Origin of the sequence: Streptomyces abyssomicinicus (assembly GCF_008974245.1) — a bacterium.
GTDB classification, from domain to species: domain Bacteria; phylum Actinomycetota; class Actinomycetes; order Streptomycetales; family Streptomycetaceae; genus Streptomyces; species Streptomyces abyssomicinicus.
Genome location: NZ_BBZI01000011.1, coordinates 212017 through 225646, shown reverse-complemented (window position 1 = coordinate 225646; position 13630 = coordinate 212017). Strand labels below are relative to the sequence as shown.

The following is a 13630-nucleotide window of genomic DNA, read 5'->3' as shown; positions in this document are numbered from 1 at the left end:
CGGGGCGGGCCCGCGCCGCTCAGACGATGCGGGTCAGCTTGGCTCCGACGCCCGGCTCGGCCAGGTCGCCCTGCAACTGCACCGGCACCTTGACGGCTCCGCCCGCGGCGTCGCCGACGGTCAGCGTTCCGACCTCGGTCCCGGCGGAGGCGACGTGCGGCAGGTTCTCCGCGGGCTCGAAGGTCAGCTTGACCTCGTGCCCGGCCCACCCGACCGCCGTGACGTCCTCGGAGACGACCACGGGGGTCCGTCCGCCGAGCCCGTCGTCGACGTGGCCGACGACGTCGCCCTTCTTGAGGATGGTGTCCGCGGCCAGTGCCTCCTGGGTGGCCAGCATCGCCGTCTTGGAGACCGCGTTCACGGTGTCCAGGATGGGGCTCTTGTGCTGGCCGAGGACCGCGCCGACCAGGGTCACCGTCTCGCCGCCGACCTCCTTGGTGGCGGCGAAGAGCAGGTTGCCGCCGGCCTTGGTGGTCGAGCCGGTCTTGATGCCGATCGCGCCGTCGTAGGGGACCAGGGTGTTGTAGTTGTAGTGCAGGTTTCCGTACGGGTCCTTCCAGGAGCCCTGCGCGGTGATGTCCACCATGCCCGGCATCTTCATCATCTCGACGCCCAGCTTCACCTGGTCCTCGGCCGTGGAGACGGTCGACGCCTTGAGGCCGGAGGGGTCGGTGTAGGTGGTGTTCTTCATGCCGAGCTCTTGGGCGGTCCTGTTCATCTTCTCGACGAACGCGGACTCCGAGCCGGCGTTCCAACGGGCCAGCAGGCGCGCGATGTTGTTCGCGGACGGGATCATCACCGCGGACAGCGCGTCGCGGAGGCTGAGCTTGTCGCCCTCCTTGACGCTGTTGAGCGTCGACTCGTCACCCGTCTTGTCGTAGCCGCCCTCCTTCTCGGCGAGCGCGTCGACCGGGATGTCGGGCCCCGCCTCACCGGGCTTGAGCGGGTTCTCCTTCATGATCACGTACGCGGTCATCGACTTGGTGACCGAGGCGATCGGCACGGGCTTCTGGTCGCCGAAGTGGTCGACGGTGCCGATGCCGGTGACGTCCATCCAGCCCTGGCCCTCACCGGGCCACGGGAGGGCGACCGGGGCACCGCCGAAGCGGTGGGTGTCCGTGGCGGTCAGCACCAGGGACGGCTCGGGCAGCGGGCGGACCATCTGGACGATCGCGAGGACGATCGCCAGCAGCACCACGACCGGGGTCCAGATCTTGACGCGGCGCACCACCCGGCGCGGCAGGGTGTCCGGCGGCGGCGGGGTGTTGGTCAGCTCGGCGAGCAGGTCCAGCGGGGGCTTGGGCGGCAGCGGCTGCTGCGTGGTGCGTTCGGGGCCCACCTGGGGGATGGCGGTGGTTCCGGTGGACGACGCCCCGGCGGGGGCGGCCCCCGCCGCGGGGCCTCCGGGACGCGCGGGCGGCGCCGGCGGCTTCCGGGTGGCCGGCTGCGGGGCGGAGCCGACCTTCAGCTGCGTGGTCGGCTGGTCCACCGGGCGCTTGGCGCCGGGGCGGCCGCCGAGGCGGATCGCGGTGGTGGGCTGGTCCACGGGCTTGCCGGCCGGCGGCGCGACCTTGCCGAGGACGCGGGTCGTGTCGCTCCGCTCCTCCGCCGGCAGCGGCCCCGCGGCCCACCCCGGCCGCTTCGCCCCGTCGTCCCCGGCCCCGCGCTCGCCCACCTCGGGCTCGTCCTCGGGGGCGCCGCCCTTGGGCTCGTCCTTGGGTGCACCGCCCTCGGGCACGTCCTTGGGCTCGCCCTTGCGCTCGGCGTCGGGGGCACCGCCCTTGGGCTCGTCCTTGGGCTCGGCACCCTTGGGCTCGCCCTCGCGCTCGTCCTCGGGTGCACCGCCCTTGGGCTCGGCGTCGAGCTCGGCGTTCTTGGGCTCGTCCTCGAGCCCGTCCGTCCGGGCGCCGCCCTTGGGCTCGTCGTCGGACACGGCGTCGGACGGCTCGATGTCCGTCGGCTCGTCGGCGGGCACGGCGTCGCTCGGCTCGTCGACCGGCGCGGCATCGGCCGGCTCGTCCGCGGGCGTGGCGTCGACGGGCTCGGCGTCGGTCGACTCCTCGGCGGACACCGCATCGGCCGACGCGTCAGCGGGCGCGACGTCCGTCGGTTCGGCATCGACCGGCTCGGCATCGGCCGGCTCGTCGGCGGGCGCGGCAGTGGCGGGCGCGGCGTCCGTCGACTCGTCGGCGTCCAGGTCGTCCGTGGCGGTCGCGGCGGTCGCGGGAGCGTCCTGGTCCACGTCCGAGGACGGCTCCGGCGCGGGCACGCGGTCGGCACCGGCCGGCTCGTCATCCCGGTCGCCGTCCGCCCGCGGCTGACCCTCGGCCTCGCGGCCCTCGTCGTCACGGTCGCCCTCTACGGGCAGGTCGTCGGCCGGAGCGTCCCCGTCGGCGTCCGGCGCGGCGTCGCTGCCGCCCTCGCCCACCGGGGCGCCCTCACGGACGTCCGACGCCTCCCCGGCAGCCTCCACGTCCGCTGCGGGACCTTCCGGGTCCACACCCGCGGCCGCCCCGTACGCGGGCACACCCCGCTCGGCCACCGACTCGTCGCCGTCGCCGTCGGCGTCGCCGTCGCCCTCGGCACCCGGGCTCACAGCCGGAGCGTCCCCGTCGGCGTCCGGCGCGGCGTCGCTGCCGCCCTCGCCCACCGGGGCGCCCTCACGGGCCTCCACGCCTCCGGCCGGACCCTCCGGGTCCACGCCCGCCGGCGCACCGAACGCGGGCACCCCACGCTCGGCCTCCGGCTCGTCGTCGTTGTCGGCGCGGCGGGAGCCGTCCCCGGCGTCACCGGACGGCTCGCCGGCGACGGGGCCGTTCCGCTCGGCCGACGGGTCGTCGTCCGGGTCACCGGCGGCGCGCGCACCCCCGGCCGCGGCGTCCGCGTCCTCGACGGTGTCACGCTCGGCATCGTCGTCCTCGGAGGCCGCTCCGGCGCCCTCGGCGTCCGCCAAGGCCTCTCGGGCGGTCTCGGTGCCCGAAGGGCCCTCCGTGGCCGTGGAGGCCGCGCCAGAGGCCTCACCGGGCTGCTCCGGGACACCGGGCCCTGAATCGGCGCCGTCCGCGCCGTCCGCGGCATCCACGTCGTCCGCACCCCGCGGCGGCGCGGCCACGGCGGTGCGGGCGAAGGCGGCACGCGGGTCGGCGGCCGCCGACACCGCGGCGGTCTCCGCAACCGGATCCCCCGTGCCCGGCGTCACATCCACCGAGGACTCTCGCTGCTTCGACCTGTCGGGGGACTCGCCCGCCACCAATGCCTCCTCCATACGCCACGCACTCCCCGTGCGCCTGCCCAACCAGCCGACCGTCAACGCCGGCGGCCACCGTCCGGACCGTTCAAGTGTCGCGTCACCGCTCCCGGCCCTCCCGCAGGGACGAGAACGACATACCTGCCGGTTCCATCCGATAGCGGGCTCGCACTCTCGACAGATGAGTGTGAGAGGGGTCACCCTGTCGTACATCCACGCGGGGAGGCATGGATGGGCAAGAGCCGCAGAACACTTCCGGAGGAGCTTCTGCTGCTGGCATTGGACCCGGCCACGGGCACCACTGCACAGCCTCAGTCGCTCGACCTGGGTCTGGCCGGAGCACAGCTCGTCGAGCTGGCCATGGCCGGACGGATAGCCCCGGACGGGGATCGTATCTCCGTGGTGATGCCACGGCCGACAGGAGATCCGACTCTGGACCACGCACTGGAGCTGCTGCGCAGACGCGGCGCACCGGTACGCGCGGTCCACTGGATCGGCGGACCCCGGCTGGGGCTCCGCCAGACGTACCTCGCTCACCTGGAGCGGTGCGGCATGGTGCATGCCGTCGCCGGTCCGATGTGCGGGGTGCTGCCGACGACTCGCTACCAGGCGACGGACACGGCGATCAGCCGGGAGATCAGGTCCCGGCTGGACACGGCGATCAAGACGGGCGTCCCACCGGACCCCAGGACCGCCGCGCTCGCGGCGCTGGCCCACGCGGTCGGCCTCGGCAAGCACCTGTACCCCGGGAACGAGGGCCGCTCGGCCCGCTCCCGGCTGCGGGACCTGATCAGACACGACCCGATGGGCGGCCTCGTGGCGCACGCCGTGATGGACGTCCAGAACGGCGCGGCGGCGCAACCACGCCGGGCCCAGGCGCCAGGCGGCCGCACCCCGGTCCCGGCCCACGGGCGGGCCACGGCGCCGCAGCAGGCGACCCACGGTGTGGCGGCGCAGCCGCATCCGGGACCCATGGCACGGGCCGTCGCACGCTGACCCGGGCCGCCCGGCCCTGAGCCGGGCCCCTGTCACCCGCCCGGGCGGGACGACGGACCGACGAGGTCCGTCGTCCCGCCCGGGCTCGACGCGTTCCCGGGCCGCCGAGGGCCCGACGGCCCTGGCGGGCCCCGACGGCCTCCGGCGGACCGTGGACGCGCAGACCGTCAACGGGCGAAGGCAGGTCCCACCCGAAGGCGTGAGGCCGCGCCCGCGGTCCGCCCCCGGAGGCGGACGCCGCGCACCCGGGGCTCACGCGTGGGCGGGCATTGTGCGCCGTTTCCCAGCGGCGGCCCACACCCAGGTGGCAGTCTGCTGAACAGCAGATACGCAAAGTTGAGGTACGCAGCCGGAGGTGCCGTCCGTGGCGTCCAGTGTCAACCCCACCGTCAGGCGCCGCCGCCTGGGTCAGGAGCTCCGCAGGCTCCGCGAGCAGAAGGGCATGACCGCCGAGGAGGTGGCGGAGCGGCTGCTGGTCTCGCAGTCGAAGATCAGCCGGCTGGAGAACGGCCGCCGGTCCATCAGCCAGCGCGACGTCCGCGACCTCTGCGGAGTCTACGAGGTGGAGGACCAGCGGATCGTCGATTCGCTGATGCAGATGGCCAAGGACTCCCGCCAGCAGGGCTGGTGGCACTCCTTCGGCGACATCCCCTACAGCGTCTACATCGGCCTGGAGACCGACGCGGCCAGCCTGCGCGTCTACGACCCGCAGGTGGTGCCGGGGCTGCTCCAGACGCGGCAGTACGCGGAGTCGCTCATCACCGGCGCGCTGCCGGAGACCGCGGCCGCCGACATCGAGAAGCGGGTGCAGGTCCGGCTGCGCCGGCAGCAGCGGATCAACGCCCCCGAGAACCCGCTGCGCCTGTGGACGGTGCTCGACGAGGCCGCGCTGAAGCGGATCGTGGGCAACCGGGCCGTGATGCGGGAGCAGTTGGAGCACCTGGTCGAGCAGGCGCAGATGCCGCACGTGACGGTGCAGGTGATCCCGTTCGACCTGGGCGCGCACCCGGGGCTCAACGGGCAGTACGCCATCCTGGAGTTCCCCGACGCGTCGGACTCCAGCGTGGTCTACATCGAGGGCGTCACCAGCGACCTGTACCTGGAGAAGCCGAACGACGTGCAGAAGTACAGCGTGATGTACGAGCACCTGCGGGCCCAGGCCCTGAACGTGGACCAGTCCCGGCAATACATCGAGGACATCGCGAAGTCCTACGCGTGAACGCCGTCGCGGGAACGTCGTCGCGTGGGGGCCACCGCGGGAACGCCGTCGCGTGACCGCCCGGCCGCACCCGCGATTCGGTCACGCTGAGTGACCCGGTACCCCTAGATCCGTTGCCGTTGGACTTTGCCACCGGCAAAAAGGCGAACCGTACATGCACAACTCCTGTTGCGGTAGAGCCTATTGGGACATCCCATCCTCACGAGTGAATGGATACCTCCGAAGCACGAGGCGGCGAGTAGCGTCGATCACGCCAACGGTCACAGGCGGTTGGCTCGGATCACCCCGATCGTCACTCTCAGTTAACTCGGAGTAAAAATGGCTATTCGTCAGGGCGCCACCCCCGCGTGGACCAAGTCGTCCTACTCGACCGGTAACGGAGCGTGCGTGGAGGTCAAGTCGCCGGTGCGCGAGGAGCTCGCCGTGCGGGACTCCAAGGTGCCGGCCGGCCCGACGCTCGCCTTCCCGGCCGACTCCTGGAGCGCGTTCGTCTCCGGCGTCAACCGCGGGGAGTTCGGCGGAGTCTGACCTCCGCCGCGGGGGCCGGTTCCCACCGGCGCCCAGGGCACGACCTGTACAGCCCTCTCGTCCGGCTCGCCGTCCTGGCCGAGGGGGCTCGCCCGTGTGCGGGCGGGCCGCGCCCGGGTCCCGCCGGGCAGCCCCGCCCGGCGTCTCCCGGCCGTGGCCCGCGCCCTCAGCCGCCGCCCTCAGCCGCCGCTCTCAGTCCGCGCTCTCAGTCCTCGGCCCGGGGCCCGCGCGGGTAGCGGGCCAGCCAGCCGGGGGACGCGTAGGAGGGGCCGTGCAGGGCCGGTCCCTGGGTCATCTCGACCGCGAAGTCGTCGGCCAGCACCACCAGGGTGGGCCGGCCCTCGAGTTCGGCCAGCCACGCGGGCGGCAGGGCCGTCTCCCCGTGGAGCGCCCCCAGCAGCCCGCCGGTCAGGGCCCCGGTGACGCTCGCCGGCCCGCCGAGGTTCACCGCGAGGCAGAGCGCGTGCCGGGTGTCCTCGCCGCCCAGCGCGCAGCGCACGGCCGCCGCCAGGACCTCGTCGGCGCCCGCGTCGGCCTCCAGCGGGGCCGGGGGCTCCGCGGCGGCCTCGGCGGCCTCCAGGGCGCCGGTGACCTCCTGATGGCCCGGCCAGGGCGCGATCGCCCCGATCGCCGTCCGCACGGCCTGTGGCAGCGCCTCCCCGCGGGCCAGGCCGTGCACGGTGACCGCGTACGCCCCGGCCGCCAGGTAGGCGGTGGGGTGACCGTGGGTCTGGGTCGCGCACTCCACGGCCAGTTGGGCCACCAGCCGCGGCTCCCAGCCGACCAGGAGTCCGAACGCCGCCGAGCGGGCCGCCGCGTGCGGACCGCGCTCCCCGGGGTTCCGGGGGTCGGCGGGCGTGCCCATGGTCGTCCCGCGCAGTGCCAGCAGCGTGGGGCGGTGCGGGGCGCGGCGGGCGTAGAGCCACTCCTCCCGGGCCAGCCAGCCGTCGTCCTTGCGGCGCTCGTCGGGCCCCCAGTCGTGCTGGGTGGCCGTCCAGCGCCGCCAGGCGCGGTGCAGGTCGCTCGGGGGATGCCAGGCGCCGGTGTCGCGGCGCACCTGGGCGCGGATCAGGCCGTCCACGGTGAACAGGGACAGCTGGGTCACGTCGGTGACGGCGCCGAGCCGCCCGTACGCGGGGACCGGCGCGGTCAGCCCCTCGGGGCCGTGGGCGGCGGCGATCTCCTCGGCCGTCTGCCCGTCCAGCGGCGCGCCCAGCGCGTCGCCCACGGCGGTCCCGAGCACCACGCCGCGCACCCTGCTCCGGAAGTCCTGCAACTCGGCCCGGCCCCACGCACCAGCCACCGCCCGACCTCCCACGGCCGTCACCCACGCCTGTGTTCTCCCGCGCCCGCGGTCGGCCCGGGGCCCGGTCGCTGGCGACGCTAGTCGTCCGGCGGTCCGGGCGGAACGGGCAATTCTGGCCGATGCGTATGTACGGTCCCCGGCGCGCCCGCGCTTCCACGGGATCCCCCCGCGACGCGCACAGCACCCGCCCCACCCGGCACGCACCCGACGGCACCCGCCACTCGCGGGACGAGGGGCCGGCGCCGACGGCACCCTCCGCTCTCCCGGCCCGAGTCCGAGGTCCGGGCTCCGGGCTCCGGGGGTCCGGGTGGGTCCTGCCCGCGCTTCCACGGGATCCCCCGCGACGCGCACAGCACCCGCCCCACCCGGCACGCACCCGACGGCGCCCGCCGCTCGCGGGGCGAGAAGGGCGGGCGCCGGTGGCATCCTCCGCTGTCCCGGGGCCCGAGGCCCACGGTCCGAGGTCCGAGGTCCGAGGTCCGAGGTCCGAGGTCCGGGATCCCGGATCTGGCATCCGGGATCCGGGATCCGGGGTGGGTCCTGCCCGCGCTTCCACGGGATCCCCCGCGACGCGCACAGCACGGCGCCCGCCGCTCGCGGGGCGAGGGGCGGGCGCCGGTGGCATCCTCCGGTGTCCGGGGGCCGGGGGCCGGGGTTCGGTCAGGGCGCTGTCCAGTGGTAGGACCGGATCTTTTCGTCGGGCAGGACGCCGTGCCACACGCGGACCTCGTCCACCGTGCCGGCCAGCTGGTCGCCCCATCCGCCGGCGGTGCGGCCCCGCCCCAGGTGCAGCGTGCCCTCGACCGCCCGCGGCGGGGCGAGTTCGGCCGGTTCCCCCGCCTGCCCGTCCACGTACAACCGGATCCGGTCCGCCCGTGCGTCGTGGATGAGGACCAGCTCGTTCGCGTAGTACGAGGAGGCGTACTGCTCGGTGAGGACCTCACGGACGCCGTCGGCGCCGGCACGCACGAGCTGCCAGGTGGCGGTGGCGGGCTCGAGGCGGACGGACAGGGTCTCGCCCTCCTCGCCGCCCACCGTGAAGGCGGTCATGGGCCGCTCGAGGGCCGACCAGTCGGTCAGGTCGACCAGGGCCGCGACGGTGAAGCTGTCGCCGGTCCCCACCACGGGGGCGGCGGTGGTCGCGTACCCGTCCACCCCGTCCAGGGCCAGGAGGTTCTGCCCGTACGGCGACCCCCAGGCAGCGTCCTCACGGATCTCCGCGCCACCGCCCAGGGCGAAGGGCACCTCGCCCCGGACCGCCGGGCTCACTCCGTCCTCGACGGACTCGAACTGCCAGGCGCCGGTGATCCGCGCGTCCTGCCGTGCGAGTTCCGCGATTTCGGGCGGGGCCACCACGCGGTCCCAGACACGGACGTCGGCGAGGTCGCCCTGCCAGCGCTGCCCGCCGTTCCCCCGGGAGCGGCCGAGCTGGAACGCGCCGGGCGCGGCCACCGGGACCGCCCGGCCTTCCTCGCCGACCTCCTCGCCGTCGACGTACAGACGCAGCGTGTCGTCCTCGGTGTCGAAGAGACCCAGCACATGCGACCACTCGCCGCTCCGCGCACGCCCGCCGGTGACGGTGGCGCCGCCGAAGGTGAACGACCAGACGCCGTCCCCGCCCGCGGCGGCCGGGCGCAGGCCCAGCGTGAAGGCGGAGGCGCCGTCGGAGGTGTCCTGGCTCGCCAGGGTCATCGCGCGGCCGGAGGCCTCGGGGCGGGCCCAGAGCGAGACGGCGAAGGTGTTCTCCGTGTCCACGACCGGCCCGTCGGGGGTGAGGTAGCCGTTGCCGGAGCCGCTGAGCCGGGCGCTCCCGGTGAGGCCGGTACCGGCCGGGGCCTGCGGCCGGAAGGTGACGCCGTCCTCGGCGCGCAGCTCCGGCCCCGCCTGCGCCGCCGGGGAGCCGGCGAGCGTCCAGTGGGCGACGGGCGCACGGCCGGACGCGACGCGGAACTGGTGATGCGTCGGCCGGCTCCCGTTGCCCGCGCGGTCGAAGGCCTGGACGGTCAGGGTGAACACCCCGCCCTTCTCGGGCATGTACCGCACTGCGACGGGGCCGCCCGGCTCCTCGGGCTCGGCCCACCGCTGCGGGCCGCCGGTGAAGGAGTACGCGTACCGGACGACGTCCTCGGACGGCGAGCCGAAGGTGAAGCCGCCGTAGAGGCCGGCGCCGCCGTGCCAGCCGTCCTGGGGGTCGGAGGGGTCCACCGCGGGGTACTCGTCCGAGGCGACCGTCGCGGGTTCCGGCTCGGCGAAGTCCGTGACGAACTCGCAGGCGTGGCCGCCGTTCTCGTCGCTCCACGGGGAGGTGGCGCCGTACTGGTCCGTGGCGCGGGCCCGCCAGGAGACGCGGGTCGCCGACGGGTAGGTGAACGACGGGGCCAGGGTGAGCGGACTGCCCGTCGCCGTCGCGGTCGTGGTCAGGGTGTGACGTTCCCCGGTCCCGTCCTCCCCCGTCCACCACACCTCGATCTCCGCCGACACGCTGTCGTACGGGTCGGGGTCGCGCAGGGTCAGCTGGAGGCCGGGCCTCATCCTCACGTACGGCGCGTCCTCCCCGGCCGCGCACGGCGCGGAACCGGTGAGCAGGTCCGCCGCTCCCGGCCGCTCCGGCGGCGTGTTCTCCGCCGCGGCCGCCACCCCCGGCGTCACCGCCAGCAGCGCGGCGGCCGTCCAGGCGACCACTCCGCGTCTGCGCCGACCGTTCCCGTCCACGAACCGCCCCCTCTGACGTGTACTCAGCAAAGTGGCCGCGAACCTAGCAGGGGACGCCGACAGCCGGAGAGCGAATTTCCGCGCCGCCTGCCCCCACCGCCGAGTGGGACGCCCTTGTTTGCCCAGCTCGTCCCGCTCGTATGCTCGGGGGATGACGACTTCCGCCAGCTCCGGAACGGGCCGCCCCACCGAGAACTCGATGCGCCGCGCCCTCAGGCGCGCCCGGGACGGGGTCACGCTGGACGTCGCCGAGGCGGCGGTGCTGCTGCAGGCGCGCGGGGCCGACCTCGACGACCTGTGCGCCACCGCCTCCCGGGTGCGGGACGCGGGCCTGGAGGCGGCCGGACGGCCCGGGGTCATCACCTACTCCAGGAGCGTGTTCATCCCGCTCACCCGGCTGTGCCGGGACAAGTGCCACTACTGCACCTTCGTCACCGTGCCCGGCAAGCTGCGCAGGGCCGGCCACGGGATGTTCATGTCGCCCGACGAGGTGCTGGACGTCGCCCGGCGCGGCGCGGCGATGGGCTGTAAGGAGGCCCTGATCACCCTCGGCGACAAGCCGGAGGACCGCTGGCCCGAGGCCCGGGAGTGGCTGGACGCGCACGGGTACGACGACACCATCGCCTACGTCCGGGCGATCTCGATCCGGATCCTGGAGGAGACGGGTCTGCTGCCGCACCTCAACCCGGGGGTGCTGAGCTGGACGGACTTCCAGCGGCTCAAGCCGGTCGCCCCGTCGATGGGCATGATGCTGGAGACGACGGCGACCCGGCTGTGGTCCGAGCCGGGCGGGCCGCACCACGGCTCCCCCGACAAGGAACCGGCCGTGCGGCTGCGGGTGCTGGAGGACGCGGGCCGCTCCTCGGTGCCGTTCACCAGCGGCATCCTGATCGGCATCGGCGAGACCTACGAGGAGCGCGCCGAGTCGCTGTTCGCGCTGCGGAAGGTGGCGCGGGCGTACCACTCGGTGCAGGAGCTGATCATCCAGAACTTCCGCGCCAAGCCGGACACGGCGATGCGGGGGATGCCGGACGCGGAGCTGGACGAGCTGGTCGCGGCGGTGGCGGTGGCGCGGGTGGTCATGGGCCCGACGGCCTGCGTCCAGGCCCCGCCGAACCTGGTGGACGCCGAGTACGAGCGGCTGATCCGGGCCGGCATCGACGACTGGGGCGGCGTCTCGCCGGTCACCATCGACCACGTCAACCCCGAGCGCCCCTGGCCGCAGATCGACGAGCTGGCCGGGCGGTCCGCGGCGGCCGGTTTCGAGCTGCGTGAACGGCTGTGCGTGTACCCGGAGTTCGTGCGCCGTGGCGAGCCGTGGCTGGACCCGCGGGTGGTGCCGCACGTGCGGGCGCTGGCCGATCCGGAGACCGGGCTGGCGGTGCCGGACGCGGTGGTCGAGGGGCGTCCCTGGCAGGAGCCGGACGAGGCGTTCACCCCGTCGGGCCGGACGGACCTGCACCGGACCATCGACTCCGAGGGCCGCACGGGCGACCGGCGGGACGACTTCGACGAGGTCTACGGCGACTGGGAGTCGCTGCGGGAGGCCGCCGCGCCCGGCATGGTCCCGGAGCGGATCGACGGTGACGTGCGGGCCGCGCTGCGCACGGCGGCGGACGACCCCACGCGGCTGACGGACGAGGAGGCGCTCGCCCTCTTCCACGCCGACGGCGCGGCGCTGGACGCGCTCTGCCGGATCGCCGACGACGTCCGCAGGTCGGCGGTCGGGGACGACGTGACCTACATCGTCACGCGGAACATCAACTTCACCAACGTCTGCTACACCGGCTGCCGTTTCTGCGCGTTCGCGCAGCGCCGCACCGACGCGGACGCGTACACGCTGTCGCTGGAGCAGGTCGCCGACCGGGCCCAGCAGGCGTGGGACGTCGGCGCGGTGGAGGTCTGCATGCAGGGCGGCATCCACCCCGACCTGCCGGGCACCGCCTACTTCGACATCGCGCGGGCGGTGAAGGAACGGGTGCCCGGCATGCACGTGCACGCCTTCTCGCCGATGGAGGTCGTCAACGGCGCGACCCGGACCGGGATGTCGATCCGGGAGTGGCTGACCGCCGCCAAGGAGGCGGGCCTCGACACGATCCCCGGGACGGCCGCCGAGATCCTCGACGACGAGGTGCGGTGGGTGCTGACCAAGGGCAAGCTGCCCACGGCCACCTGGGTCGAGGTGATCAGCACGGCGCACGAGCTGGGCATCCGGTCGTCGTCCACGATGATGTACGGCCACGTCGACCAGCCGCGCCACTGGCTGGGGCACCTGCGGACGCTGGCCGGCATCCAGCGGCGCACCGGCGGGTTCACGGAGTTCGTGACGCTGCCGTTCGTGCACACCAACGCGCCGGTGTACCTCGCGGGCATCGCGCGGCCGGGCCCGACGGTGCGGGACAACCGGGCGGTGACGGCGATGGCGCGGCTGCTCCTGCACCCGTACATCCCCAACATCCAGACCAGCTGGGTGAAGCTGGGCACGGAGGGCGCGGCGGAGATGCTGCGGTCGGGCGCCAACGACCTGGGCGGGACGCTGATGGAGGAGACCATCTCCCGGATGGCGGGCTCCTCCTACGGCTCCTACCGGTCGGTCGCGGACCTGGTGGCGATCGCCGACGCGGCGGGGCGGCCCTCCCGGCCGCGCAACACGCTCTACGGGGAGGTCCCCGAGGAGCGGCAGCGGGCGGCGGCCGCCTCGGACGGGCATCTGCCGGAACTGCTGCCGGTCCTCGACTGACCCGGGGCCCCGCGAAGCGGCGGGCGCGGCGGTACGGCCGCGGCGGTGCGGCCGCGGCCACACGGTCCCGGCCGCACGGTGCCGCCGCACGGTCCCGGCCACGCGGCCCCGGCCGCACGGTCCCGCCACCGCGTCCCGGCCGCGGGGCGGTGGGCCCGTCGAGCGGGGAAGGGGCAGGGGACGGGCCGGCCGGGTCGGGCCCCTGGTCAGGGGGCGGGCGGGTCACCGTAGGATGATCCGACTCTGTTCCCGCCGCGGCCCGCACCCGCAGGGCCTGTCGCTGAGGAGATGCGTGCACGTGGCTGCTCGAGGGCTTCCCACCTGGGCCTGGGTGACCGGGCTGACCAGCGCGGCGATCGTGGTGGTCATCGGGCTGGCCGTGCAGGCCGGCTCGGGGCCCAGGCCCGCCGCCCTGGACGACCGCCCGGCGGCCTCCGCCTCGGACGCGCCGCGGCCGCGGAAGTCCCTCCCGGCGGAGGGCGAGGACGCTCCCTCGGCGGCATCGGTGCCGCGGGACTCCGGCACGGGCCGGCGGCTCGTGTACGCGCTGGAGGCGGACCGGGTGTGGCTGGTCGACGCCGGCGACAAGGCGCTGCGCAGCTTCACGGTGTGGCCCGGCACGATGGACCCGGAGCCGGGTGAGTACGAGGCGGGCACCCGGACCGCGGCGACCACCGGGTCCGACGGGGTGGCGATCGAGCACGTCGTGTACTTCGCCTTCTCCGGCGGGGTGAACTTCGCCTTCTCCCACGCGGAGGACGGGGCGTCCCCCGCGCCGGCCGGCGGCAAGCAGACGGCGGGCGTCCGCATGCCGGTCGAGGACGGCACGGCCCTGTGGGAGTTCGCCTCCACCGGCACCCCGGTCGTCGTCGTCCCCTGACC

Annotated in this window: 8 protein-coding genes; 5 read left to right on the top strand and 3 right to left on the bottom strand. The window is 74.9% G+C overall.

The features are described 5' to 3' along the window. Positions 1-19: 19 nt before the first annotated feature. Complete coding sequence (locus tag GBN72_RS26295) at positions 20-3265, bottom strand: serine hydrolase (protein ID WP_151774394.1); 3246 nt, start codon at positions 3263-3265, stop codon at positions 20-22. Positions 3266-3478: 213 nt separating this feature from the next. Between GBN72_RS26295 and GBN72_RS26290 the strand changes: the two genes are divergently transcribed. The 3 genes from GBN72_RS26290 to GBN72_RS26280 all read left to right on the top strand — a co-directional run bounded on the left by GBN72_RS26290 (position 3479) and on the right by GBN72_RS26280 (position 5990). Beyond that, complete coding sequence (locus tag GBN72_RS26290) at positions 3479-4243, top strand: GOLPH3/VPS74 family protein (protein ID WP_151774393.1); 765 nt, start codon at positions 3479-3481, stop codon at positions 4241-4243. Positions 4244-4607: 364 nt separating this feature from the next. After that, on the top strand, positions 4608-5462 hold the full coding sequence (locus GBN72_RS26285; RefSeq protein ID WP_151774392.1) for a helix-turn-helix domain-containing protein: 855 nt from the start codon (positions 4608-4610) through the stop codon (positions 5460-5462). Between the two features lie 318 nt (positions 5463-5780). Then, a complete protein-coding gene (locus GBN72_RS26280; RefSeq protein WP_151774391.1) occupies positions 5781-5990 on the top strand; it encodes a DUF397 domain-containing protein in 210 nt (69 codons plus the stop codon). Positions 5991-6195: 205 nt separating this feature from the next. On the opposite strand, the gene GBN72_RS26275 is transcribed toward GBN72_RS26280, so the two are convergent. Further along, entirely contained in the window at positions 6196-7308 is a 1113-nt protein-coding gene (locus GBN72_RS26275) for an ADP-ribosylglycohydrolase family protein (RefSeq protein WP_164540905.1), read from the bottom strand. A 648-nt stretch (positions 7309-7956) separates the two neighbouring features. Further along, the gene (locus GBN72_RS26270; RefSeq protein ID WP_151774389.1) at positions 7957-10008 is read right to left on the bottom strand and encodes a laminin G domain-containing protein; all 2052 of its coding nucleotides are present in this window, start codon (positions 10006-10008) and stop codon (positions 7957-7959) included. Positions 10009-10159: 151 nt separating this feature from the next. On the opposite strand from GBN72_RS26270, the gene GBN72_RS26265 reads away from it, so the two are divergent. Together GBN72_RS26265 and GBN72_RS26260 are read left to right on the top strand one after the other, a co-directional pair. After that, complete coding sequence (locus GBN72_RS26265) at positions 10160-12748, top strand: bifunctional FO biosynthesis protein CofGH (protein WP_151774388.1); 2589 nt, start codon at positions 10160-10162, stop codon at positions 12746-12748. Positions 12749-13040: 292 nt separating this feature from the next. After that, positions 13041-13628, top strand: coding sequence for a L,D-transpeptidase family protein (locus GBN72_RS26260; protein WP_151774387.1), 588 nt, complete (start codon positions 13041-13043; stop codon positions 13626-13628). Positions 13629-13630 lie beyond the last annotated feature (2 nt).